The organism is Rathayibacter sp. VKM Ac-2804, assembly GCF_009866655.1.
Taxonomy (GTDB): domain Bacteria; phylum Actinomycetota; class Actinomycetes; order Actinomycetales; family Microbacteriaceae; genus Rathayibacter.
Window position 1 is genome coordinate 3,516,172 of record NZ_CP047420.1, and the last position, 24,775, is coordinate 3,540,946.

Below are 24,775 nucleotides of genomic sequence, written 5' to 3' on the forward strand. Positions count from 1 at the left end.
GCCGCGGGACGACCTGTTCCGGTCGGCGGCGCAAGGGGGTCACAGCGGAATATGGTCGGCCTAAGCTCTCGGAGATGACCAGCTCACACGACCACCCCGATTCCGCGCACCTGCGTCCGGACGGTCTCGACGACGCCACCGTCGCTGCGCTGGGCAAGCTCTCCGAGGCGCTCGAGACCGTCGAGCACGCGCGCGGCCTCCTCTACGGCTTCCACCGGCTGACCGGCGCCGCCGACCTCGCGCTCGGCGAGGCGGTCGACGCCTTCCGGGAGGCGGGGCGCGACGAGCTCGCCGACTCCCTCGAGAAGGAGCTGGTCGGCCGCAACGTCATCGAGGGCCGCTGGACCTTCCAGATCGTCGAGGACTACGACGACGGCTACTACGCCGCGTTCCGCGACCAGGAGCGCGCGGCACGCGACGAGCTCGCCGCCGGTCGCCGCCACCTCTTCGAGTCCGAGATGAAGGAGGACCGTCGCTCGCACGGTCTCCGCCACCACGAGTCCCGGCCGGATCCCGAATGAACTCCGTGATCCGGATGCACGCCTCCCCGATGCGCGTGCGCGCCGTCACCCCCGGCGCCGACCGGCGCGGGACTCAGGTGCCGACCCCCACGACGCGCCGCACCAGCCTCAGCATCGACGGCCGCCGCTTCCTGCTCGCCCTCTCCTTCGACACCGAGGAGCTGGAGAAGAAGCTCGTCGAGGCCGTGCGCGAGCGCGGCGGGATGGTCAGCTTCACCGTCGCGGGCGACCGCGAGGTCTGCGTGCTCGTCTCCCCCGGCGTCGCGGTCATCCTCGAGCACGAGGACGTCCCGGTCGACGAGTTCGAGCCGGATGACGCCGTGCAGTACGACGACGTCGAGTACCTGACCTAGGCGCGGCCGCCCTCCTCCGCCGGGCGGATCGCGCATTGCGCTGTCCGAATATTGACACGAGTAAACCTCGTTGTTGACACGAGTAAACTCAGGTGCTCGAATGGGTCCGCCGCGCCACCGATCGTCGTCGGCAGTAGGAGAAACCCATGACCTTCACCCTCGGAATCGTCGGCGCCGGCCAGTTCAGCCGCCACTTCGCCGACCTCTTCCACCGCCACCCCGGAGTCGGCGCGATCACCGTGACCGACGTCCTCGACGGCCGCGCGGAGGCGCTCGTCGAGTCGGAGGGACTCGCCGGGACCCACGAGAGCTTCGAGGCGATGCTCGCCGATCCGGCGGTCGACGCCGTCGCCCTGTTCACGCAGCGCTGGACCCACGGCCCCCTGGTCGCCCGGGCGCTGCGCGCGGGGAAGCACGTCTACTCCGCCGTCCCGATGGCGAGCGACGCCGACGAGATCGCGGAGATCATCGAGCTGGTCTCGGCGACCGGCCTGACCTACATGATGGGCGAGACCAGCCAATACAACCCGGCGACGGTGTTCGCCCGCCGCAAGTTCGAGGAGGGCGCCTTCGGCCGCGTCTTCTACCTCGAGGGGGACTACCTCCACGACATGGACCACGGCTTCTACGACGCCTACCGCTACAGCGGCGGCGAGGACTGGAAGGCGACGGCCAGCTACCCGCCGATGTGGTACCCGACCCACTCCATCGGCGGCGTGCTGGGGGCCGTGCCGAGGCACGCGACCAGCGTGAGCTGCACGGGCATGCGCGACCACCTCGACGACGGGGTCTTCGACACCGACGTCAGCATGTTCGGCAACGACTTCTCGAACATGACCGCGCTGTTCGAGCTCGACGGCGGCGGCTCGATGCGCATCAACGAGTTCCGCCGGGTCGGCTACCCGTCCTTCCTCCGCGAGAGCCGCTTCCGCTTCTTCGGCACGGCCGGCGTCTTCGAGCAGCTCGTGCAGACGAGCGTCTGGCAGACCGGCGAGGGCGTCGAGGACGTGACCGAGCAGCTCGCCACGACCGCGACGATGGCGGACGACGACCCGCGCCTCGAGAACGTCTCGCCCGCGCTGCGCGCCGCCTTCGTCAGCGGCCACGCACCGGTGCACGAGGCGGAGGCCGCGCGACTGCCGAGCGAGCTCGAGGGCGCGCCGAACGGGCACGAGGGCTCGCACCACCTCCTGGTCGACGACTTCGTCCGGGCCGTCACGACCGGCACCCTGCCGACCGTGAACGCCTGGGTCGCCGCCCGGTACACCCTGCCCGGGCTGGTCGCGATGGAGTCGGCGCGGCAGGACGGGGCGCGACTGCCCATCCCCGACCACGGCGACGCCCCGGTCGCCGTCGGCGAGCCGCTCCCGGTGTCGGCGCGGGTCTGACGCACTGAGCGGGGGCGGGCGCAGTGCCCGCCCCCGCCTCTCAGAGCGCCGGGTCCGGGCTCCCCGCGAGGAACGGCTCGAAGGCGTCGGCGCCGTCCGGGCCGACCCAGTCGTACTCGACGACCTCGTCGCCCGCCGACCACCGCGAGGGCGTCGGCGAGTGCAGCCAGTCGAGCGGAGCGACTCCCCCGGGCGTGCCGCCGTCCAGCGCCAGCCGCAGCGCCTGCGCGAGGTCGGCGTCGACGGCGTCGGTCCGCGTCGCGGGGTCGACGGAGACGAAGAGCGCGGTCCCGCTGCGGGCGACGAGATCGAGGAAGCGGCGGTTCAGGGCCCAGTCGGTGCTGCTCGTGCTGGGCACGCAGTCCGCGTCGAGGGTGAAGAACGCGTCGTGCTGCGCGAGGCGGAACGCCAGGGCGTTGACGCCGACGCGGCGGGTGCGGTCCCAGTGCAGGCCGGACGTGTCGTCGCCGACCCGCTGGGCGTGCACGAGCCCGGCGGCGAGATGCCCGACGACGTTGCAGCCCAGCACCAGCGCCTCGCCGGCGGCGGCGCGCATCGTCGCGTAGAAGCGCACGAGCGCCTCGGCCGTCGTCACGGAGCGGTCGTGCAGCGCGGGCCCGGAGCCGGGCGCCGCGCCGAAGTCCGGACCCCACGCGCCGAGGAGGTCGTAGGTCGAGAAGTCGTGCTTGATCAGCTCGAAGCCCCAGCCGGCGAGGCGCGCCGCGTCCTCCGCGACGAGCTCGAGCACGGCGGGCGAGCTGGGGTCGAGGGCGAGGGCCCCGTCCCGCCCCGCACGCACTCCCTCGAGCGGCTCCTCGCGCGTCAGCAGCGGCCGGAACCACACCCCCGGCCGCACGCCCTCCGCCCGGACGGCCTCCGCGGCCGCGGCCATGTCGGGGAAGCGATCGGGTCGTCCCGCCCGCCAGGGACCCGGTGAGGCCGCGAGGCCGTCGGCCGTCCCGGCCGAGCTCCAGCCGTCGTCGACGACCCCGAACGGGCGCACCGCGTGGTCGCCGACGAGGTCGGCGATCGTGCGCGCGTCGCGGACGACGGCGGCGAGGCCGAAGTCGCGCCCGTAGGCGTAGTACCAGTTGTTCGCGCCGACCAGGGGTCCGCCCGTCGTGAGCGGCTCCGGGCAGAGCCGGCGGAGGAGCGACCGCTGGGCGGAGAACGCGCCCTCCTCGCCGGAGATCCTGTGCACGACCGCCGCGGTCAGCGTCCGGTCGCCGGGGACGACCGCCGCGCCGCCGCTGCGCAGATCGAGGGTCAGCGTGACTCCGCGCCGGTCGACCTGCCAGAAGGCGAACGACGCGCCGCCCACCTCGACGCCCCAGCCGTCGGTCGTGCCCGTGCGCGGGTGGTGCACGAGGGCCGTCCAGGGCAGGATCCGCTCGGCGCGGACGCCGCGCCACTCGAGCTCGCCGTAGGAGCGCTCCCAGGCGTCCCCGAGCACCAGGCAGTCCTCGGGGATCGCCCGGGCCCACCGCAGCCGCACTCTCGACACGGCGGCGACGGCACCGACGTCGACCCGCAGGCCGCCCGATGCGGTCTCGGCGAGGTGGACGCGGACGCCCGAGCCCCGGAGGTCGGCGAAGCCGCCGTCGGGGTCGATCTGCGCGTCGATGCGCGCGGGATCCGCGAGTGGAGTCGTCATCACTGCTCTCTCTCCGGCCCGGCAGCACTGCACGGAGCCGAGGTCGACAGTAGCCATGTAAGAACATTCTTCCCAGTCTTGAATACTCCTGGTTACTCGTGTAGCTTCCTTCGCAGCACGCTCCCGCGCACCGCGGAACGGGCGCTTCTCCACCTGCTCGGATCATGACGAAGGAGTCATCTCTTGCTGCTTTCACGACGCTCGAACGCGCGACGAACCGGGTGCGCACGATGACGGCTCTCCGCGAGGGGCGGGCCCGCGAGGGCGCCGCCGCGGTCCGGATCCGCCCGACGATGTCGCTCGGCCGGCGCCGCGCGCGCCGCTCCGAGCTGCTCGTCGCGCTCGCCTTCATCCTCCCGGCCGCCGTCGGCTTCGGAGCGTTCTACGTCGTCCCGACGATCCGCGGCATCTACCTGAGCTTCACGGACTACAACCTGATGAGCGCGCCGTCGTACATCGGATTCGACAACTACCTGCGCCTGGCGAAGGACCCGCTGTTCTGGAACTCGGTCGGCGTCACCCTCGAGTACGTCCTGATCAACATCGTCGTCCAGACGGTCGTCGCGGTCGGCCTCGCCGTCCTGATGCACCGCCTCACCCAGTCCGTGGTGATCCGCGGGGCGATCCTGCTGCCCTTCCTGATCTCGAACGTCATCGCGGCGATGATCTGGTTCCTCCTGCTCGACTACCAGCTCGGCCTCGTCAACAGCGTCATCGAGAGCCTCGGGCTCACCCGCATCCCGTTCTTCGCCGACTCGAACTGGGCGATCCCGACGATCGCGCTCGTCAACGTCTGGCGGCACATGGGCTACACCGCGCTGCTGGTCTTCGCCGGCCTGCAGCTCATCCCGAGCTACGTCTACGAGGCGGCCGCGATCGACGGCTCGAGCGAGTGGCGCTCGTTCTGGAAGATCACCCTGCCGCTGCTGCGGCCGGTGCTCGCGCTGGTCCTCGTGGTCACCGTGACCGGCTCGTTCCAGGTCTTCGACACCGTCGCCGTGACCACCCGAGGCGGCCCGGTCAACGCCACGAGGGTCATGCAGTACTACATCTACCAGGTCGGCTTCGGCGAGAACGACTTCGGCTACGCCAGTGCGATCTCGGTCGTCCTCCTCGTCATCCTCGCCGGCGTCGCGCTGATCCAGCTCCGGCTGCTGCGCGCCGACCAGTCCGACCTCGCGTAAGGAACGCCGATGACCACTGCAGCTCCCGTCGCCCTCGATCCCGCCGCCGCCGCGTCCCCCGCGCCCGCTCCCCGGCGCACCCGGCCGGCGCGCCGACCCTCCCTCGGCCGCGTCGTCGCCTGGATCGCGCTGATCCTCGCCCTCGTCGTCACCCTCTTCCCCTTCTTCTGGATGGTGCGCACCGCGTTCTCGACCGGGAACGCCCTCGCCACCGACACCACCTCGCTGCTGCCCGTCGACTTCACCTGGGGCGCCTTCGCCCGGGTCCTGGGCTTCTCCACCCAGGAGCAGGCCCTCGCCGAGGGCGGGTCCGGCGCCTCCGTCAATTTCTGGCTCTACCTGCGCAACTCGGTCGCCTACGCCACCCTGGTCACCCTCGGCCAGCTGCTCTTCTGCTCGCTGGCCGCCTACGCCTTCGCGCGACTGCGCTGGCCCGGCCGCGACGCCGTCTTCTTCCTCTTCCTCACCGCGCTGATGGTCCCGCCGATCTTCACCGCCCTGCCCAACTTCGTCCTCATGCGCGATCTCGGGCTGCTCAACTCGTTCATCGGGCTCTCGCTGCCCACGCTGCTGATGACCCCCTTCGCGGTGTTCTTCCTCCGCCAGTTCTTCCTCGGCATCAGCCGCGAGATCGAGGAGGCGGCGGAACTCGACGGAGCGGGCAAGCTGCGGATCTTCTTCCGCCTGATCGTGCCGATGAGCACGGCGCCGCTCGCGACGCTGGGCATCCTCACCTACATCAACACCTGGAACGACTACTTCTGGCCGCTGCTCGCCGGCAACACCGAGGAGAGCCGGGTCCTCACCGTCGCCCTCGGCGTCTTCCGCTCGCAGACCCCGGGCGGCAGCCCCGACTGGGCAGGGCTCATGGCCGCGACCCTCGTCGCCGCCGTCCCCGTCCTCCTCCTCTTCCTCGCCTTCGGCCGTCGCATCGTCGACTCCATCGGCTTCTCGGGCGTCAAGTGACGCGCCCGCCCCTCTTCCCCTCCTCTTCTCCTCTCCGCTCCCCTCTCCTCTCCCCTTCCCCGTCCACTTCCCCTCTCCCTCTCCACTCCCTTCCCTCCCGTGCAATGAAGCAGCAGACAGGAACCAGCACCATGACCCGCATCCTCCGACGATCCGCCGCCGTCCTGGCCGGCACCACCGTCCTCACCCTCGGACTCACCGGCTGCGTCGGCGGCTCCGGCGGCGCCGCGAGCGGCGGCGGCGACAGCGCCGACATCGACACCAGCTCCGCTTCCGGCACCATCGACTACTGGCTCTGGGACAACAACCAGAAGGCCGCCTACCAGCAGTGCGCCGACGACTTCCACACCGCGAACCCCGACGTGAGCGTCACCATCTCGCAGTACTCCTGGGACGACTACTGGACGAAGCTCACGAACGGCTTCGTCGCCGGCACGGCCCCCGACGTCTTCACCGACCACCTCTCGAAGTTCGCGGACTTCGTCAACAACGGCCAGGTCGTCTCGCTCGACGGCGTCGTCGAGAAGGACGGCGTCGACGTCTCGCAGTACCAGAAGGGCCTCGCGGACCTCTGGGTCGGCGAGGACGGCCAGCGCTACGGCCTGCCGAAGGACTGGGACACCACCGCGATCTTCTACAACAAGGCGCTCGTCGAGGACGGCGGCTACACCGCCGAGCAGATCGCCGGACTGGACTGGAACCCGGAGGACGGCGGCAGCTACGAGAAGGCCATCGCGCACCTCACCGTCGACGTCAACGGCGTCCGCGGCGACGAGGACGGCTTCGACAAGACCCGCGTCGCCGTGTACGGCCTGGGCCTCGACGGCCAGTCCGGCGGCGGCAACGGCCAGACCCAGTGGTCGATGTACGCCGGCACCACCGGCTGGAGCTACACCGACAAGAACCCGTGGGGCACGAAGTACAACTACGACGACGAGCGCTTCCAGGCGACGATCGGCTGGATGGCGAAGGTCATCGACGAGGGCTACATGCCCTCCCTCGCGGCCGTCACCGGCAGCGACTCGACGCAGACCTTCGGCGCCGGCAAGTACGCGATGATCACCAACGGCTCGTGGAACATCAACTCGTTCTACGGTCTCAAGGACATCGAGGTCGGCACCGCTCCGACCCCCACCGGCCCCAACGGCGCGCGCGCCACGATGTTCAACGGACTGGCCGACTCCATCTGGTCCGGCTCGGACAACAAGGCCGCCTCGGCCAAGTGGGTCGAGTACATGGCCTCCGCCGACTGCCAGGACGTCATCGGCGCCGCCGGCGTCGTCTTCCCGGCCATCCCCTCGGGCTCGGACGCGGCGCAGGCCGCCTTCGCGGAGCGCGGGATCGACGTGACGGCCTTCACCGGCCAGGTCGACGAGGGCACCACGTTCCTCTTCCCGATCTCCGACAACGCGGCGAAGATCAACGGCATCATGGTGCCGGCCGTCGACGCGGTGTTCGAGGGACAGGCCGACCCGTCGTCGCTCTCGTCGGCGAACGATCAGGTGAACGCGCTGTTCCAGTAGCCCGTCGGCCAGACTGGCGGAGAGGGGGCGCTCTGTCCCCCTCTCCGCCGATCGTCGCTTTTCTCGAGGAGGCACCCCGTGCCGGACATCAGCACGCCGCGCAAGCGCCCGACCCGCAACGACGTCGCCGAGCGGGCCCAGGTGAGCTCGGCCGTCGTCAGCTACGTGATGACCGGGGCGAAGCACGTCACCCCCGAGACGGCCCAGCGCGTGCGGACGGCGATGGAGGAGCTCGGCTACCGGCCGAACTCCACCGCTCGCGCCCTGCGCACCGGCAGGACGCACACCCTCGCCCTCATCGTCGCCGACGTGAGCAACCCCTTCTTCTCCGAGTACGCCCTGCAGCTCGAGATCGCCGCCACGGAGCGGGGCTACGCGCTGCTGATCGCGAATTCGCACGAGAGCCTGGAGACGGAGGTGCGGCTCCTGGACGAGATCGCGCAGCGCGGGGTCGACGGCGTGCTGCTCTCGAGCGTCCGGCACGCGAGCGACCGCTCCTCCCTCGACTCGATCCCCGTTCCCGTGATGTGGATCGACGCGTTCCACCCCGCGGAGGGCGCCGCCAGCGTCGGGGTCGACATCCGCCACAGCGCTCGCACCGTGGTCCGGCACCTCGCCGAGGTGCACGGCTGCCGCTCCGTCGGCCTCGTCATCGGCGCGAGCTCGCAGCAGACCACCGACCCGCGCGTGCTCGGCTGGGCCGAGGCGATCGAGGAGATCGGCCTGGAGCCGGGACCGGTGGTCACGACGACCTGGACCCGCGAGGGCGGGATCGAGGCGGCGCGGATGCTCCTGGACACCCCGAACCGGCCCGACGCCGTCTTCGCCGGCTCGGACCTCCTCGGCATCGGCGTCCTCCGCGGCGCGGCCGACCTCGGGCTCCGGGTCCCGGAGGACCTCCGGATCGTCTCCTACGACGGCACCGCGGAGTCCGCGTTCAGCGTCCCGCGGCTCACCTCCTTCAAGCAGCCGGTCCGCGAGATGGCCCGCGCTGCGATCGACACCATCATCGACTTCACGCCCGACCGGGCACACCACACGCTGTTCCGCGGGGAGCTGCTCCTCCGGGAGTCCTGCGGCTGCGCACCGTCCGCGCCCTGATCGGGCAGAACAGCCCTGATCCGGGCAGAACAGGAACACTCACCGTGACACTCGCCACCCCCTCGACCGGAGTCGTCCTCCGCAGCGCCGGAGTCGCCCTCGTGCTGGATCTCAGCGACTCCCTGCTCCCGATGGTCGCGCACTGGGGCGCGGACTGCGGGCCGCTCGACCGGGCGGCGTTCGACGCGCTGGTGCTCTCCGGCACCGCCCCGGTCGGTCCGAACGACATCGACGAGCCGATCCGCCTCGCGGTGCTCCCCGAGCACCGCACCGGCTGGACCGGCCGGCCGGGCCTCAGCGGATCCCGCGCGGGCGCGGCCTGGTCGCCGTCCTTCCGCACGACGAGCCTCGAGCTCGACGGCGCCGCCCTGCCGACCGGAGCGATCGCCGACTCCGGGGCGGGCACGCTCGTCGTCCGCGCCCAGGACGACGTCGCCGCGCTCGGCCTCGAGATCGTGATCGTCCTCGACCCCTCCGGCGTGCTGCGGATGCGGGCGGCGCTCACCAACCTCGGCGCCGACGGCTATCAGGTCGACGAGCTGCTGCTCAGCCTGCCCACGCCGCCCTCGGCGAGCGAGATCCTCGACTTCGCCGGCCGCTGGGGCAAGGAGCGCGTGCCGCAGCGCTCGGCCGTCACCATCGGAGCGCACCGCCGCGAGGGCCGGCACGGACGGACGGGAGCGGACGCCGCCACCCTGCTCAGCGTCGGCGAGCCCGGCTTCGGCTTCGCCCGCGGCGAGGTCTGGGCGATCCACACCGCGTGGTCCGGCAACCACGTGCACCAGGTCGAGCGCGTCCACACCGGCGTGCAGACCCTCGGCGGCGGCGAGCTGCTGCTGCCCGGCGAGGTCCGGCTCGCGCACGGCGAGACCTACACCGGTCCGTGGATCCACGCCGTCCACGGCGACGGACTCGACGAGGTCGCCCGGCGCTTCCACCGGCAGCTGCGCGCCCGGCCGGGTCACCCGCACTCGGCGCGGCCCGTCACGATCAACGTGTGGGAGGCCGTCTACTTCGACCACGACCTCGACGCGCTCGTCGAGCTGGCCGACCGCGCCGCCGACCTCGGGATCGAGCGCTTCGTGCTCGACGACGGCTGGTTCGGGAGCCGCCGGGACGACCACTCGGGGCTCGGCGACTGGACGGTCTCGAGCGACGTCTGGCCGGACGGACTGCACCCCCTGGTCGACCACGTGCGCTCGCTCGGCCTGCAGTTCGGGCTCTGGTTCGAGCCCGAGATGGTCAACCCGGACTCCGACCTCGCCCGGGCGCACCCCGAGTGGATCCTCTCGACCGGAGACAGGATGCCCCCCGAGTCGCGCTGGCAGCAGGTCCTCGACCTGGGCGATCCGGATTGCTTCGCCCATCTCCGCGACGCGATCCTCGCGATCCTCGACGAGTACGACATCGGCTACATCAAGTGGGACCACAACCGCGACCTCACCGACGCGGGTCGGCGCCCCGACGGCGCCCCGGGCGTGCACCGGCAGACGCTCGCGGTGTACCGGCTGATGGACGAGATCCGGACTCTGCACCCGGGGCTCGAGATCGAGTCCTGCTCCTCGGGCGGAGCGCGGGTCGACCTCGAGATCCTGGAGCGGACCGACCGCGTCTGGGTCTCCGACAACAACGACCCGCTCGACCGGCAGCAGATGAACCGCTGGACCACCCAGCTGCTGCCGCCCGAGCTGATGGGCACCCACATCGCGTCGGGCGCCTCGCACACGACGGGCCGCGTGCACGACCTGTCCTTCCGCGCTCTGACGGCGCTGTTCGGCCACCTCGGCGTCGAGTGGGACCTGCGCTCCGCCGGCGACGAGGAGCTCGAGGAGCTGCGCCAGTGGATCGCCCTGCACAAGCGGCTCCGGCCCCTGCTGCACGGGGGCGACCTCGTCCGGCTGGACCACCCGGACGAGACGATCGCGGTGCACGGCGTCGTCGCTCCCGACCGCTCGGCCGCCGTCTACTCCTACGTCTCGCTCGCCCGCGCCGGCGTCGTCTCCCCCGGGCGGGTCCGCCTGCCCGGCCTCGATCCGGAGTCGGTGTACCGGGTGGCCCCGGTCGTCGTCGGCACGCGGGGCCTCGCCGACCGCGACGCGATCTGGTGGCCGCAGGACGGCGGGGTCTTCGAGCTGTCCGGCGCCCTGCTCGGCCGCGCGGGTCTCGTCCCGCCGCTCCTGCACCCCGAGCGCGGGGTGCTCTACGAGGTGACGCGGGTCGGGAGCGTGCGGCCGCTCGCGAGCTGAGGCGGATGACTCCGGTCGTGCGGGCGCGGGCGGCACGGGCGGCACGGGCGCGGTAGGTTCGCTGCGATGAACACCTCGCGACGGGTCACTCGACGCGACGTCGCCCGCCTGGCCGGCGTCAGCGACGCCGTCGTGACGTACACGCTCACCGGCACCGCGCCCGTCGCCGAGGCGACCGCGGCCCGCGTGCGGGCGGCGATCGCCGAGCTCGGCTACCGGCCGAACGCCACCGCGGCCGCCCTGCGGACCGGGACCTCGCGGACGATCGCGCTGCTCGCCCCGGTCGGGAGCCGTCGGGTCTTCACCAACCCGTTCTTCACCGAGCTGGCCAGCGCCGTCGAGGACGCGGCGCGCGCCCGGGGCCTCGATCTGCTCGTGATCACGTCGATCCCGGACGTCGACACCCTGCACGCCCGCCTCCGCGATCTGACGGCCCGGCAGATCGCCGGGGTGCTCCTCCTGGCGGGCGGCTCCGTCGACCGGGGCCCGATCGACGCCGTCGGCGTTCCCTGGCTGCAGCTCAACAGCAGCGACGAGACGGCGGCGAACGGCGTCGGGATCGACCTGGAGGCGGGCGCGGTGCTGGCGACCCGCCACCTGGTCGAGTCGGGCCGGCGCCGGATCGCCTTCGTCGGCGACGTCGAACGCGACGACCGCGGACGCTTCGAGGCCCGTCGGCGCGGATGGGAGACGGCCTGCGTCGACGCCGGGCTGCAGCCGGGTCCCGCGCTCCAGGCCGACTACTCCCGCGAGGGCGGGTGGGCCGCCGGCCGCGTCCTGACCGGCCTGTCCCCCCGGCCCGACGCCGTCTTCGCCGCCTCCGACCTGATCGGGATCGGCCTGCTCCGCGCGCTCCGGGACGCGGAGCTCCGAGTGCCCGGCGACGTCGCCGTGGCGAGCTTCGACGGCACCTGGGAGGGCGAGTACAGCGCGCCGCCCCTGACCTCGCTCCGGCAGCCTCTCGAGCAGCTGGCCGAGGCCGCGCTCGACCGCCTGCTCGGCGGCGTCACCGGCTCGATCCTCCTCGAGGGGAGCCTCGTCGTGCGCGCCTCGTCGCGCTAGTCGGGGACGCTCGGCCCGGTCGCACGCCTCAGACGGCGCCCGTCGACGCCCAGAGGTGGAAGGCCGCGTGGGCGCGGTGCGGCCGCCAGGCCTGCGACGCCGCGTCGGCCGCCGCCGTGCTGATCCCGCCGAGTGCGCGGCGCAGCACGAGGTCGCCCGCGGGGAACGCGTCCGGGTCGCCGAGCAGCCGGAGCCCGAGGTAGTCGGCGGTCCACGGGCCGATGCCGGGTATCGCGAGCAGGAGCCGCCGCTGCTCGGCCAGATCGCCGGCGCGGTCGAGCACGAGTCCGTCGGCGAAGGCCGCGGCGACGGCGCGGACGGTCGCCGCGCGGGCCCGGGTCACGCCGATCGCGGCGCGCAGCTCCTCGATCGGTCCGGCGAGGAGGGCCGCGGGCGTCGGGAACGAGCGGAGGCCCCACTCGCCCTCGCCGCCGAACGCGGTGACGACGCGACCGCCGAAGGTCCGGGCCGCCGCCACCGACACCTGCTGGCCGAGGACCGCCATCACCGCGGCCTCGAACGGCTCGGGGTACTGCGTCGCCCGCAGGCCCGGACGGGCGGCGACCATCGGCGCGAGCAGCGGGTCGCGGGCGAGGGCCGCTCCGACCCCCTCGACGTCGGAGTCGAGGTCGAACCAGGCGCGGACGAGCGGGAGCACGGCGGCATCGGTCGTCGCGACGCGGACACCCACGGGAGCCAGCTCGAGCGCGAGCGGCACCGCCCGCGCGCCGACGGTGACGAGCCGCTCGAGCCGCCGCCCGTCGTCGGAGACCCGCTCGACGCCGGGCAGCGAGTGGTGCAGGAGGAGGTTCGCGGCACCGACGACGTCGAAGGGGCCGTTCGCGACGAGCTCGACGGGGAGCGCGTCGACGGGGTGGGGATCGACGGTGCGGGGATCGACGGTGCTCAGGGGAGGAGCACCACCTTGCCGCGTGCGCGGCCCGACTCCACCAGCGCGAGCCCCTCCGCCGCCGAGGCGAGGGGGAAGGAGGGGCCGAGCACCACCTCGAGCTCGCCGCGACCGGCGCGCTCGAGCAGCGGCGCCCGGGCGGCGTCGCGCAGGGCGGTGCCGGGATCCGCGCCCGCTCCCCCGCCGAGCAGGAGGACGCCGAGCTCCGCGCCGCGCTCGAAGCCGGCGACGGTGGCGATGCGGGAGCGGTCCGCAACGAGCGCGACGGAGGCGTCGAGCGCCTCGTCGGTGCCCGCCGTGTCGAGGGCGACGTCGACGCCGTCGGGCGCGAGGGCGCGCACCCGCTCCTCCAGTCCCGCGCCGTAGCGGACGGACTCGGCGCCGAAGCGCTCGACGACCGCCGCGCCCCGCTCGCTCGAGGTGCCGAGGACGCGCGCTCCGCGCTCGCGCGCGAGCTGGACGAGGAGGGTGCCCACGGCCCCGCTCGCGCCGTGGACCAGGACGGTGTCGCCGGCGGAGACGCGGGTCGCCTCGAGCAGGTGCACCGCGGTCGTGCCCGCGAGCAGGAGCCCGGCCGCCTGCTCCCAGGCGAGCCTGGACGGCTTCGGCAGCACCGAGGCGGCCGGGACGACCATCTCCTCGGCGTACCCGCCGGAGACGCGGAAGGCGACCACCTCGTCCCCGACGCCGAGGGCCCCGAGCGGCCCCGTCGCTGCATCCCCCACGGCGGTGACCACGCCGGCGACCTCGCTGCCGGGCCGGACGGGCGTGCGCCCGCGACCGAAGAGGCCGCGGAGGAGCTTCGCGTCGGCGGGATTGACGCCCGCCGCGCGCACGCGGATCCGCACCCGGCCGGGACCGGGCTCGCCCGGCTCCACCGTCACCGCGCGGAGGGCCTCGGGCCCGCCGAAGTCGTCCGCCTGCATCGCCAGCACCACCGGAACCGCCTCTCGCGCGGGCCGCGACCGCCGGGTGACGATCAGGGAGGGTCCGAGCGGGGCCGACGCTAGCAGCAGCCGCCGACACGGGGCCCGGACACCGGGCGATGAGTGTCGAACGAGTGTCGGACAACCGAGAACGCGCGTTCCCTCTGCGCCTACGATGGAGGGATGACGCCGCGAACGCTCGAAGGCCCGCCGCCCCGCGAGGCGATCCTCGCGGCGGCCGACCGCCTCTACTACGAGCGCGGGATCCAGTCCGTCGGGATGGACGCGCTGCGCACCGCCGCGGGCGTCTCGCTCAAGCGCCTCTACTCGGAGTTCCCGAGCAAGGAGTCGCTCGTCCTGGCCGTCCTGCAGGCGCGGCACGAGCAGTGGACGCTCGGCGTGCGCACCCGGGTCGCCGCCGCGACGGGGGCCCGCCCGAAGCTCCTGGCGATCTACGACTTCCTCTTCGACTGGTTCTCCGAGGACTCCTTCCGCGGCTGCAGCTTCATCAACGCCTTCGGCGAGTTCGGCTCGTCCAACCCCTCGGTCGCCTCGCTCGCCCGCGAGCACAAGGACACCTTCCAGAGCTTCCTCGCCGCGCTCGCGGCGGAGGTGGGCGGCGGCCCCGAGCTGGCCGCCCAGCTCGCCCTCCTCGCCGAGGGCGCCCAGACCACCGCCGCCATCTCGGGCACCCCCGAGTCCGCGCTGCACGCCCGCCGCGCCGCCGAGATCCTGATCGACGCGGCGACCCGCGCGGCCTGACGCCGTCGCGCCTCCCCTGCTGATCGAGTCGCCCGCAGGGCGCCCCATGCTGGTCGAGCAGCCGCCCCCGGCGGCGTATCGAGACCCTCCACCGTCGGGCATCCGGGATGCAAGCCTCCTCCCCAGTCCCCGATCGGTCCGCGCTCTCCCCGATCGGCCTGCATCCCCGCTCCGGTGTCGGTGGTCCCTGCTTCAATACGCGTATGACAGAGGACGAGACGGCAGCAGCACTCGCGGAGGTGCGCGACTGCTTCGACGGTGCCGCGGCCGCCGAGCGCGCCGACTCTCCGACACGCCTCCGAGCAGCGGAACGGCTGCACCGCGGCTATCGCGTCGCGCTCACCGTCCCGGGGGCGTTCGCCCGCGGCGCGTCCCGCAGCGAGACCCGCGACCTCGTCGAGCGCTCGATCCGCGCCGAGCTCGCGGTAGCGTTCGGCGTGTCCGAGCGGGACGTCTCCGGCCGCCTCGAGACCGCGCAGATGCTGATGGAGCATCTCCCCCTCACCCGCGCACTGCTCCGCGACGCGCGGATCCTGTGGGAGGTCGGCGAGGCGATCCGCCGAACCGCGAGCAGCCTCCCCGAAGGCTCCCGCGCCGCTCTCGATGAGCGCGCTTCCGACGCCGCCGTGACGATGACCACCACGCAGCTGCGCCGCGCCCTGCGCCGCTGGCGCGAGGAGCTGCACGAGCAGCCCCTCGCCGAACGGCACACCCGCGCCCGCGAGGACCGCGCAGTCCGGATCACACCGGACGTCGACGGGATGGCGACGCTCTGCGTGCACGGGCCGGCTCCGGCAGTGACGGGCGCCTACGACCGGCTCCGCCGCATCGCCCGCACCCTCCGCGACGACGGCGACCCGCGCACCCTCCAGCAGCTCAGCGCCGACGCCGCGATCGACCTGCTCTGCGACGGCGACATCGCCGGGACGACTCCCGACGCCGAGCGCCGCCCCGACCCGACGTTCGTCCCCGGCATCCGCGCCGAGGTGCGGCTCACGCTCGCGGCGTCCACCGCCGTCGGCCTCGACGACGCCCCGGCGGAGCTGGACGGCTACGGTCCCGTCCCCGCCGAGATCGCCCGCGAGCTGATCCGGACCGCTGCGTCGTTCACCCGGGTGCTCACGGACTCGGACACCGGCGCCGTCGTCTCGGTCGGCCGCACCTGGCGCGTCCCACCGCCGCAGATGCGCCTGCACCTCCAGCTCCGCGATCAGACCTGCCGCTTCGCGGGCTGCACCCGCCCCGCCGCGACCTCTGAAGTCGACCACACGATCGAGTGGAGCAACGGCGGTGAGACCTCCCTCGACAACCTCGTCATGCTCTGCACCGCGCACCACCACGTCAGGCACGGCGAGCAGTGGAGCTACGTCAAGGACGACTCCGACGGAACCATCACCTGGACGACCCCCACCGGCCGGCGGGTCGGCAACCGCCCACCACGGCTCCCCGGCCGTCCGCCGGACCCACCGCCCGGGCCCCGCTTCGACGACACACCCGCACCGTTCTGACGGTGGTGGATCTCGATACGCCGCGCTGCGCGGGCTGCTCGATCAGCAGGGAGCCGGGCTGTCAGGCCTCGGTGCCGCCGGGTGGGCCGACGACGAGAAGGGCGGCGAAGACCGCGGCGACGGCGGCCAGCACGAGGGCGGCCGCGAGGACCGGACGGCCGAGCGCCCAGCGCAGCAGCCGGCTCGGGAGCCGCCGGTCGCGCGGGTCGGCGCCGGCCTCGCGACGCCACTCCCCCTCGAGGAGTCCGCGCCGCTCGAAGCCGCGCTCCAGCGGGACGGTCGTGTAGGGCACCACGGCGCTGACGAGAGCCAGGAAGGTCGCCCGCGCCGACCAGCGCTGGTTCACCGCGAGGACGAGGGCGGCCGCCCCGTAGGCGAGGAACGCGAAGCCGTGGATCGGCCCGGCGACGCTGACCGGCCAGTCCCCTGCTCCGAGGGCGTACTTGAGCAGCATGCCGACGAGCAGGAGGGTCCACGTCACCGCCTCGAGGATCGAGAGGAGGCGGAACAGGCGGCGGGGGCTCATGGGATCGGCTCCGTTCGGGTCCGCGGCACAGCCCCGGACGGTCGGCGTCGGTCGACGGTCGGCAGTGGTCGACAGTCAGGGCGAGACTACGACAGCCCTCCTCCCGGGCGGCTGAGCGCGGCGCGGAAGAGAGCTTCAGCCGAGGTGGCCGAGGAGCGCGAGCGTCGAGGCGACGCCGACCGCCGCGGCGGAGAGCGCCGCGATCGCGCCGTGCACGCCGGTGCGCAGCGTCGACGTCCGCGGCTCGTCGCGCAGCTGCGACCACAGCCGGCGGGCGACCTCCTCCGCCGAGGGCCGCGCCGCGGGGTCGAGTCGCGTCATGTCGGCGAGCAGTGCGCGCCAGCGGGCGGGGACCGACGCCGGCACGACGGGCGCGTGGTGCATGCGCTGCAGCGAGATCTCGAGCGTGGTGCCGGTGTAGGCGCGGCGGCCGGAGACGGCCTCGAGCAGGACCAGTCCGAGGGAGTAGACGTCGGACGCCGGACCGACCGTCCCGGAGCCGAGGCTCTCGGGGCTGAGGTAGGCGGCCGTCCCGACGAGGACGTCGGAGCGGGTCAGCCGGGCGTCGTCCACCGCGCGGGCGATCCCGAAGTCGCTGAGCTTCGCCTCGTGCAGCGAGCCGGCGGCGGGCATCGCGCGGGAGCGGACCAGCACGTTCTCCGGCTTCACGTCCCGGTGCAGGACGTCGCGGGAGTGCAGGTGCGCCAGCGCGTCGGCGAGCTGCGCGCCGACCTCAGCGAGAAGCCGCTCGTCGCCCGACGCGAACCAGTCGGCGGCGGGATCGGCCGCATCGAAGTACTCGAGGACGAGGAAGGCGAGCGCCCCCTCCTCCGTCGCGATCTCGCCCTGGTCGAGGATCTCGACGATCGACGAGTGGCGGGAGTCGATCAGCAGCCGCACCTCGCGCTCGCGGCGCGACCGCTCGTTCGGAGTGCCGGCGACCTCGCGGTAGACCTTCACCGCGACGGAGCGCGCCAGGCGCAGGTCGCGAGCCCGGAAGACCGTGGCGCTGCCGCCCTCGCCGATGCGCTCGAGCAGGAGGTAGCGCTCGGCCAGGGTCGTGCCGAGCAGCGGGTCCGCGAGCGGGAGGACCGGTGCGGTGTCGAGCATCCCGTCCTCCTGTCCGATGAGATCTGATCCGGTGAGATCGCTAGCTCGTCTAACTAGCTGATCCATTCGTACCCTGTGCGGCCCTCGCGGACAAGCACCAGGACGGGGTTGTACATGACTAGATCTTCTTGCTACATGACTGTCTAAGCTGTGGTGCATGGATGAGGTCGCGCTGACTCGACCGGCTGCCGTTCGGCACCCGGGCACTGCGAGCGCGCCCGGCGCCGCCGAGGTCCTCGGCGCGATGCGCGCGTTCCGGACCGCCGAGAGCGCGATGCGCCGGCGCACCCGCGGATCGATGGGGATGGGCGAGAACGACCTCCTCGCCGTGCAGTTCCTCATGCGCCGCCAGCAGGGGGGCCAGCACGTCAGCCCCAAGGACCTCGCCGCCTACCTCGGCATCTCCTCCGCCTCGACGACCGTTCTCATCGACCGGCTGGTCAAGAGCGGGCACGTCGTCCGGCAGCCGCACCCCAGCGACCGGCGCGCGATCCGCATCGTCGCCACCCCCACCTCGCACCGCGAGGTCCGCGAGACGCTGGACGACATGAACCAGCGGATGCTGGAGGCGGCCGAGCGGCTCTCCCCCGAGGAGGCGAGCGCAGTGGTCCGCTTCCTGCAGACCGTGCGCGAGATCGTCGAGGCGCCCGGCGACGGCCTCGAGGACCTCGATGACGACGTCGCGCCCGAGCTCACGGTCGAGCGACGCCGCGCCTGAGCGGCCTCCCGACTCGCGGGCACGGCCCGCCTCTCCGTCGCGCCCTCCGCGTCACCGATCGTTCATCCGGCCGGCTTGACATGGTTAGTCAAACTAGTAGAGAGTCTGTCTAGCGACAGGGTGCACCCATCCTGTTCGACGTGCGACAGGGAGAAGACCATGGGCAGCATCATGTACGGCACTCCTCCGGCGGCCATCGAGGTCGACGACCGGACTCTGGCTCACCTGCAGATCGTGATCATCAACAAGTTCCGCCGGGACGAGCGCTTCCTCCTGACGCTCGACGCCAGCCCGAACGCGGGGACCGGGCGCCGCGGCGTCTGGATGCACCCGACCATCCCGATCCAGTTCGACTTCAAGGGCAGCCGCCAGCCCACCATCAACCCCGAGTGGATCGAGGCCCTGATGGAACGCGCCAACAGCGGCGCCGGTCTGCGCATCGTTCCCGAGCCGGTCGGCGCCGCCGCCGTGCCGCTGCGGCGCGCGGAGCCCGCCGCCTGACCCGTGGTTCCGCGGTTCGTCGCACACTTCTCCGATGACTGTCGGACTCTCCGAACTCTCTCGCAAGGGCTGGACATCCCGCGCCACCCCTGACTGACAGGCCTACACTTCGAGGGCGGTCCGGGTTCGTTCCGGCGGGCTCGACCCCGTGGCCGCACGCATGACCGGACGCCGGGTAGCGAGCCCCCCTCTCGTGGGCCCGGCGTCCGGGTGCGCGGCGCACCCGAAGCGTCTCCGCGAGGCCCGCCGACAGGAGTCGGCGACATGACGATCGACACGACCATCGCCCCGCGCGCCTCAGCCGGGGTCCACGAGGTGCGGCCCGGCGACGAGTTCACCGCCGTCGTCTCGGACGATCTGGAGTGGTGGCGCGTCGTCGCCGTCCTCGGGATCCGCGTGCTCGCGGAGCGGATCCGCAGCGGCGACCGGCACACGTTCACCCTCCGCTTCGTGCGGTACCGCCTCGCGGTCGCGCAGGGCGACTCGATCTAGGCGGCCTGCTCGCTAGGCGGCCTGCTCGGCGCGCGCCGGTCGCGGGATCCGTGCGAACAGCCGGTCGAAGACCTGCCGCCGGTCGAACTGCAGGGCGTACTCGCGCGCGGCCGTCGCGCGCTGCGCCCGGTCCTCCGCCGTCAGCTCGAGCACCACGTGGTCCAGCAGCGCGGCGATCGTGTCCGGATCCTCGACCGGGGTGATGAACGCGTGCTCGCCGACGGCCTCGCCGATCCCGCCGGTGAGCGTGGTGATGACGGGGCCGCCGCCCGCGAGCATCTTCTCGGCGAGCGCGATGCCGAACGTCTCGACGAACTCCGGGCGCGGCTTGCTCGGCAGCACGAACGCCGAGCAGCCGGCCATCAGGTAGGGCTTCTCGGCGTCGCCGACGTCATCGAGGAAGCGGATGCGGTGCGCCAGCGGCGAGGCGGCCGCGAGGCGGCGCAGCTCCGCCTCCTGCGGTCCGCGTCCGGCGATCACGAGCTCGCGGTCGGCGTGGACGCCGCTGCGCTCGTAGCCGGCGATCAGGTCCTCGACCCCCTTCGCCTCCGTCAGTCGGGAGAGGAAGAGCACGTAGCCGTCGGTGCGGAGGCCGCGGGCGCGCACGACCTCGTCGACCACGGCGGGATCGAGTCCGGTGTAGGCGTCGGAGTCGATCGCCGGGTAGGAGATCTCGATGCGCGCGCGGCACTGCTCGGCGAACCGGGTGCCGTGGACGGCGTCGATCCGCTCGGCCTCCTCGACGATCAGGTCGCGGGTGTACTCGGAGACGGCGACGCAGTGGTCCTGCGACAGGTACGAGGCGAAGATGTGCGCGGCGGCGCCGAGGCGGCCCTCCTCGACCGCCCGGCGGACGACGTTGGTGACGTCGGAGCCGACCGCCTCGGCGACCGTCGTGACGTCGACCGGCAGGCCGGTGCTCCAGGCCGCGCGCAGGGCGTCCGCGACCGCGAGAGTGTGCGGGCTGAGGTAGAGCGAGAGGCAGACGGTGGGCACGCCGTCGGTGAACAGCTCGACCAGGCGGCCGACCATGCCGGCGAGGAAGCGGCCGTCCGGCACCTTGTAGTCGCCGACGGGCTCCGGTCGCTCGACGATGATGCCGTCGCTGTAGGGGAGGACCGCGTCGAGCGGCTTGAGCGGGAGGCCGGCGGCCTGGAGGCGCTCGATCGGCCAGGTGACGATGCGCACCTCGTCGAAGCCGCGCTCGAGGGCGGTCTCGGCGAGGTTGCGGGCCTCGACCGAGTGCCCGCAGATCACCGGATCCGCGCGGACCACGATGACGAGTCGGTTCTGCACGGTGTGGGCGTGCGTGCTCTGGTCCATGGGGCTCCTCCTGAATGCTGGGTGCGGGTGGTCGGTGCGGGTGGCGGGTGCGGCGTGCGGGTGGTCGGCGGTGCGGGTGGTCAGCGGTGCGGGAACGACGGCGGCCGGTGCTCGGGGGCGCTCCCCCAGCCGACGGGCTCGGCGCCGAGGTGCAGCGTCAGCTCGCCGCCGCGGTGCAGCTCGGCCGCGGTGATCCAGCTCGCCTCGAGCGGTGCGCCGTTCAGCTCCGCCCGCTGCACGTACTGGACGGGTCCGCCCGGCACCGGCTCGATGAAGCCGGTGGTGCGGATCTCGACGTCCGCGCCGCCGATCGCGAGCGAGGCGCGGGCGAAGGCGGGCGCGTTGACCAGGAGCAGGCCCTGGCCGGCGACCGGGAAGAGCCCGAGGCTCGCCCAGACGTACCAGGAGCTCAGACCCCCGGAGTCGTCGTTGCCGGGCAGGCCGCCGCGGCCGGCGCCGAAGCGCTGGTGCAGCACCCCGTGCACGACCTCGGCCGTGCGGTCGGGGCGGCCCGCGTAGTGGTACGCCCAGGGTGCGTCCATGTCGGGCTCGTTGTTCAGCCCCTCGAAGCGGCCGAGGGCCGAGCCCGCGAGCATCTCGGCGCGGTCCGGGCGCAGTCCCGGCTGCACGACGGGCTCGGCGCCGTAGCCGAAGAACTCGTCCAGCTGCACGACGAAGGCGTCGTCGCCGCCGCTGATCGCGATGCGGCCGGCCATGTCGTGCAGCAGGCGGAAGGAGTAGTTGTGCCTGGTGCCCTCGTAGTAGGTCGAGTCCTTGAGCAGGCCCGAGCGCAGGTCGTAGGCGTTCACCCACTGGGCGGCTCGCTCCTCGAGCTGGTCGGCGAGGACGTGGTCGCCGACGTGCCGCGCCACGACCGCGGTGCACCAGTAGCCGTGCGCGAGGTCGAGGGTGTGGCTGATCGGGTGCGCCTCCCCCGCCGCCAGGAACTCCTCGCCGTAGGTGCGCTTGAGGTCCTCGCCCATGTGCACGAGGGCCGCCTCCCAGTCGATGCCGGGCAGGCCGAGGCGGCAGAGGTCGGCGAGGAAGGTGTGCGCGAGGGCGCTGCCCTGGCGGGAGAAGCGGTCGCTGCCCTTGGCCATCCGGTAGCCGATCGGGAAGTTGCCCTCCTCCTCGCAGATGGTGAGCAGCGCCGCGCCGACCTCGACCGCGCGCTCGGGGACGAGCGCGGTGAGCAGCGGGAGCTGAGTGCGGTAGATGTCCCACATCGTGCTGAGGTCGAAGACGAACGGGCCGTCGCTCGGCCAGAACGGGCTCTCGTCCGGCGCCAGGCACGGCTTGATCAGCGAGTGGTAGAGCGCCGTGGCGAACACGGTCTCGCGCTCGGTCGAGGGGGTGTCCACGGCGACGGTGCGCAGGCGCTTCCGCCAGGTCTTGCGGGTGCGGTCGCGGCGCTGGTCGAAGCCGCCGATCGTGGCCGGGACGTCGCGGTGCAGGTTCTCGCGGGCGCGGTCGGTGCCGCGGAGGGAGAAGCCCATCCGCAGCTCGACGGTCTGCCCGGCCGTGCTCGGTCCGGCCCACATCAGTCCGAACGGGCGCAGGGTCGTCGGGCGGATGTGGTCGAAGTCGAGCCGGGTGCCGCCGGGCATCAGCCGCCGGTCGTACCAGAGCATCTGCCGCCATTGCAGGGCGTCGCACTCGAGGTGGACGGCGAGCGGTGCGCCCTCCATCACGACCTCGCCTGCCGCGACGCCCGGCGAGATCGAGTGCAGCTGCGCGCGGAGCGGGATCGTCGCTCCGGACGGGATCGCGAGGCCGCCGAGCGAGAGGTCGACGACCACGCGGGCGCTGCGGTGCTCGGGGAAGGTGTAGCGGTGCACGACCGAGGCGGGCCCGACGGTCAGCTCGGCGCGGATCCCGGAGGAGAGGGTCGCGGCGTAGTAGCCGGGCTCGGCGACCTCGTCCTCGATCGCCCAGCTGCGGCCGAGCTCGTCGAGCGGCTCGAGCATCGGCGTGACGCGGAGGTAGTTGTAGTACTTGCGGATCGCGCCGGTGCCGGACTGCTGGAAGTGCGTGAAGCCGGAGGCGACGAGGCCGTCCTGGATCGTCGGCGGGACCCCCTCGAGCGCCAGGTCGTAGCGGCCGTAGCCGGTGGGGTAGGCGCCGGAGTAGGAGCACGCGGACACCATCCCGAGCGGGAAGGTCGCGCCCGGGTGCGTGTTGCCGATCTGCGGCTTCGGCGACCACCAGGTCGCCGCCAGCCCGGTCGCGTCGGGGAGCTGTGTCGCCTCGGTGCCGAGGAACGGGTCCACCCGCTCGATCACCGGGTGCCCACCCGTCCGTACCCCGCCGCCGCCATGCCGTGACGCTAGGCAGCGCGGGGGGACGCAGGGTGTCGGCCGGGTGTCCGCGGGGCGACGGGTCGGCGACCGGACGGGGCCGCCGACCCCCTACCGCGCGCCTACGGGATCAGGCGCTCCGCGCGATAGCGGTCGAACAGGGCCGTGAAGGAGTCGACCGTGCGGTGGTGCACGCCGAAGCCGGCCAGGCGCGACTTGCTGATGTCGGTGACCACCTCGATCTGCCGGCCGAGATCGGCGTCGGTGTGCCACCAGGAGGCGACGCGCTCGAGGTCGGGCTCGATCAGGTCGTGCTCGCGGACGAGGCGCTGCCAGACGTCGTCGGCGCCGGCCATCTGCTGCTCGAGGGGCTGCGGCTCCTCGCCGGGGCCGACGGGCTCGACGCCGAAGTGCTCGGCGATCCGCGACCACATCCAGCGCCAGCGGAAGACGTCGCCGTTGACGACGTTGAACGCCTCGTCGCGGCCCGCCTCGCTCGTCGACGCCCAGAGCATCTGCTCGGCGAGGACGGTGGAGTCGGTCATGTCGGTGAGGCCGTTCCACTGGGTGAGCGAGCCGGGGAAGACGAAGGGCGTGCCCTGGGCGCGGTGGATCGACGCGGCGACGGCGAGGGTGAGGCCCATGTTCATCGCGTTGCCGACCGCGTGGCCGATCACGGTGTGCGAGCGGTGCACCGACCAGGTGAAGCCGTCGCGCTCGGCGGCGGCGAAGAGCTCGTCCTCCTGCGCGTAGTAGAAGTTGGGCGCGTCGAGGCGCTCCTCCTCCTCGTGGAACGGGGTGTCGGGCATCGCGCCCTGGCCGTAGGCCTCGAACGGGCCGAGGTAGTGCTTGAGCCCGGTGACGAGCGCGACGTGCTGGAGCGGCGCGTGCGAGAGCGCGGCGAGGAGGTCGCGGACCATGCCGCCGTTGACGGCGATGTTCTCCTCCTCCGTGGCCTGGCGCGACCAGGCGGTGAAGAAGACGTGGGTCGGCTTCTCGTGGGCGAGCACGCGGGCGAGGTCCTCAGCGGAGCGGAGGTCGGCGGAGAGCGGGGTGACGCCGGGGCGCTCGGCGATCGGCCGGCGGGAGAGGGCGGTCACGGGCCAGCCGCGCTCGGTGAGCAGGTCGACGAGGGCGGAGCCGCCGATGCCGGTGGCGCCGACCACGAGGGCGCGCTGCTCGGGAGTGGGGACCTCGGGAGTGGGGACGGTGGACGGGTCTGCTGCGGAAGTCATCCCTGAGGACAACGCGCGTCCCGGCCTGGCATTCCTGGGCGCGTCAGCCGACGGCGGGCAGCGGCTCGCCGTGGCCGTCGAAGGAGAGCTCGACACCGGCCTCGGCGCACTCGCGGGCGATCAGGTCGAGGGCGTTCCAGAAGGACGGACTGCGAGCAGGTGTCCGCGCCAGATCAGTGAGGAGCGCCAACTTCGCGAGCCGTGCCGCGTCCGCAGCGGTCGACGTGGAGTTCTCGTACTGCAACGCGTCGAGAGCGATCTCGACCTCCTCTCGCCTCTGTGGCACGGGATCCGCCGCGAAGGCGTTCCACGAGTCCTCCACGGGAGGGCAGAGGGCCGGGTCCTGGGTCTGCCCGGGGAGGGCGCAGGCGGTGAGGAGCAGGACGGGCGCGGCGAGGAGCGCCACCGCCGCTCTGCTCCTCCGCCACATCCGAGTGAGCGTACCGACCGCTCGGGACTCGGGTGTCGG

General features: G+C 73.0%; 23 protein-coding genes. 14 read left to right on the forward strand and 9 right to left on the reverse strand.

Annotated elements, in window-relative coordinates:
• Positions 1–74 precede the first annotated feature (74 nt).
• The 3 genes from GTU73_RS16395 (at position 75) to GTU73_RS16405 (ending at position 2,262) form a co-directional block, all read left to right on the forward strand.
• Positions 75–521: a hypothetical protein gene (locus tag GTU73_RS16395; protein ID WP_160090722.1), complete on the forward strand. Its 447-nt coding sequence runs from the start codon at positions 75–77 to the stop codon at positions 519–521.
• A complete protein-coding gene (locus GTU73_RS16400; protein ID WP_160090723.1) occupies positions 518–874 on the forward strand; it encodes a hypothetical protein in 357 nt (118 codons plus the stop codon). Before GTU73_RS16395 ends, GTU73_RS16400 begins: the two co-directional genes overlap by 4 nt.
• Before the next feature lie 146 nt (positions 875–1,020).
• Complete coding sequence (locus tag GTU73_RS16405) at positions 1,021–2,262, forward strand: Gfo/Idh/MocA family oxidoreductase (RefSeq protein WP_160090724.1); 1,242 nt, start codon at positions 1,021–1,023, stop codon at positions 2,260–2,262.
• 40 nt (positions 2,263–2,302) lie between these two features.
• Here the strand turns inward: GTU73_RS16405 and GTU73_RS16410 are convergent, their stop codons facing one another.
• Positions 2,303–3,916, reverse strand: coding sequence for a hypothetical protein (locus GTU73_RS16410; protein WP_208543684.1), 1,614 nt, complete (start codon positions 3,914–3,916; stop codon positions 2,303–2,305).
• Positions 3,917–4,209: 293 nt separating this feature from the next.
• Here GTU73_RS16410 and GTU73_RS16415 point away from each other — a divergent pair, with 293 nt between their 5' ends.
• From GTU73_RS16415 to GTU73_RS16440, 6 genes are all read left to right on the forward strand, one after another.
• Entirely contained in the window at positions 4,210–5,100 is an 891-nt protein-coding gene (locus GTU73_RS16415; RefSeq protein WP_244231872.1) for a sugar ABC transporter permease, read from the forward strand.
• A gap of 9 nt (positions 5,101–5,109) precedes the next feature.
• Positions 5,110–6,066 (forward strand): carbohydrate ABC transporter permease, encoded by a 957-nt coding sequence (locus GTU73_RS16420; protein ID WP_160090725.1) that lies wholly within the window; start codon positions 5,110–5,112, stop codon positions 6,064–6,066.
• 131 nt (positions 6,067–6,197) lie between these two features.
• Positions 6,198–7,589, forward strand: a complete 1,392-nt coding sequence (locus GTU73_RS16425; RefSeq protein ID WP_160090726.1) for a sugar ABC transporter substrate-binding protein — start codon at positions 6,198–6,200, stop codon at positions 7,587–7,589.
• 78 nt (positions 7,590–7,667) lie between these two features.
• Positions 7,668–8,690, forward strand: a complete 1,023-nt coding sequence (locus GTU73_RS16430; RefSeq protein WP_160090727.1) for a LacI family DNA-binding transcriptional regulator — start codon at positions 7,668–7,670, stop codon at positions 8,688–8,690.
• Positions 8,691–8,734: 44 nt separating this feature from the next.
• Positions 8,735–10,936 carry an alpha-galactosidase gene (locus GTU73_RS16435; protein WP_244231676.1) on the forward strand — a complete coding sequence of 734 codons (2,202 nt, stop codon included), beginning with the start codon at positions 8,735–8,737 and terminating at the stop codon, positions 10,934–10,936.
• Between the two features lie 66 nt (positions 10,937–11,002).
• The gene (locus GTU73_RS16440) at positions 11,003–11,998 is read left to right on the forward strand and encodes a LacI family DNA-binding transcriptional regulator (protein ID WP_160090728.1); all 996 of its coding nucleotides are present in this window, start codon (positions 11,003–11,005) and stop codon (positions 11,996–11,998) included.
• Positions 11,999–12,026: 28 nt separating this feature from the next.
• Here GTU73_RS16440 and GTU73_RS19415 read toward each other — a convergent pair whose 3' ends face one another.
• Positions 12,027–12,908 (reverse strand): AlkA N-terminal domain-containing protein, encoded by an 882-nt coding sequence (locus GTU73_RS19415; protein WP_244231873.1) that lies wholly within the window; start codon positions 12,906–12,908, stop codon positions 12,027–12,029.
• Positions 12,905–13,846 (reverse strand): NADP-dependent oxidoreductase, encoded by a 942-nt coding sequence (locus GTU73_RS16450; protein ID WP_244231677.1) that lies wholly within the window; start codon positions 13,844–13,846, stop codon positions 12,905–12,907. The genes GTU73_RS19415 and GTU73_RS16450 overlap by 4 nt, the downstream gene beginning before the upstream one ends.
• 171 nt (positions 13,847–14,017) lie before the next feature.
• Here GTU73_RS16450 and GTU73_RS16455 point away from each other — a divergent pair, with 171 nt between their 5' ends.
• Together GTU73_RS16455 and GTU73_RS16460 are read left to right on the forward strand one after the other, a co-directional pair.
• Positions 14,018–14,596, forward strand: coding sequence for a TetR/AcrR family transcriptional regulator (locus tag GTU73_RS16455; RefSeq protein WP_160090729.1), 579 nt, complete (start codon positions 14,018–14,020; stop codon positions 14,594–14,596).
• A 203-nt stretch (positions 14,597–14,799) separates the two neighbouring features.
• Positions 14,800–16,104 (forward strand): HNH endonuclease signature motif containing protein, encoded by a 1,305-nt coding sequence (locus GTU73_RS16460; protein WP_160090730.1) that lies wholly within the window; start codon positions 14,800–14,802, stop codon positions 16,102–16,104.
• Between the two features lie 61 nt (positions 16,105–16,165).
• On the opposite strand, the gene GTU73_RS16465 is transcribed toward GTU73_RS16460, so the two are convergent.
• Positions 16,166–16,630 (reverse strand): DUF3817 domain-containing protein, encoded by a 465-nt coding sequence (locus tag GTU73_RS16465; protein WP_160090731.1) that lies wholly within the window; start codon positions 16,628–16,630, stop codon positions 16,166–16,168.
• Positions 16,631–16,765: 135 nt separating this feature from the next.
• Positions 16,766–17,740, reverse strand: coding sequence for a serine/threonine-protein kinase (locus GTU73_RS16470; protein ID WP_160090732.1), 975 nt, complete (start codon positions 17,738–17,740; stop codon positions 16,766–16,768).
• A 157-nt stretch (positions 17,741–17,897) separates the two neighbouring features.
• Between GTU73_RS16470 and GTU73_RS16475 the strand changes: the two genes are divergently transcribed.
• From GTU73_RS16475 to GTU73_RS16485, 3 genes are all read left to right on the forward strand, one after another.
• A complete protein-coding gene (locus GTU73_RS16475; protein ID WP_160090733.1) occupies positions 17,898–18,458 on the forward strand; it encodes a MarR family transcriptional regulator in 561 nt (186 codons plus the stop codon).
• Positions 18,459–18,617: 159 nt separating this feature from the next.
• On the forward strand, positions 18,618–18,959 hold the full coding sequence (locus tag GTU73_RS16480) for an ATP-dependent DNA ligase (protein ID WP_160090734.1): 342 nt from the start codon (positions 18,618–18,620) through the stop codon (positions 18,957–18,959).
• A 264-nt stretch (positions 18,960–19,223) separates the two neighbouring features.
• The gene (locus tag GTU73_RS16485; protein WP_160090735.1) at positions 19,224–19,451 is read left to right on the forward strand and encodes a hypothetical protein; all 228 of its coding nucleotides are present in this window, start codon (positions 19,224–19,226) and stop codon (positions 19,449–19,451) included.
• Between the two features lie 12 nt (positions 19,452–19,463).
• On the opposite strand, the gene GTU73_RS16490 is transcribed toward GTU73_RS16485, so the two are convergent.
• The 4 genes from GTU73_RS16490 to GTU73_RS16505 form a co-directional block, all read right to left on the reverse strand.
• Positions 19,464–20,774 carry a glycosyltransferase gene (locus GTU73_RS16490; RefSeq protein ID WP_160090736.1) on the reverse strand — a complete coding sequence of 437 codons (1,311 nt, stop codon included), beginning with the start codon at positions 20,772–20,774 and terminating at the stop codon, positions 19,464–19,466.
• A gap of 80 nt (positions 20,775–20,854) precedes the next feature.
• Positions 20,855–23,056 (reverse strand): glycoside hydrolase domain-containing protein, encoded by a 2,202-nt coding sequence (locus tag GTU73_RS16495; protein ID WP_160090737.1) that lies wholly within the window; start codon positions 23,054–23,056, stop codon positions 20,855–20,857.
• A gap of 137 nt (positions 23,057–23,193) precedes the next feature.
• Positions 23,194–24,306, reverse strand: coding sequence for an SDR family oxidoreductase (locus GTU73_RS16500; protein ID WP_160090738.1), 1,113 nt, complete (start codon positions 24,304–24,306; stop codon positions 23,194–23,196).
• 43 nt (positions 24,307–24,349) lie between these two features.
• The gene (locus GTU73_RS16505) at positions 24,350–24,712 is read right to left on the reverse strand and encodes a hypothetical protein (RefSeq protein ID WP_160090739.1); all 363 of its coding nucleotides are present in this window, start codon (positions 24,710–24,712) and stop codon (positions 24,350–24,352) included.
• Positions 24,713–24,775: the final 63 nt, after the last annotated feature.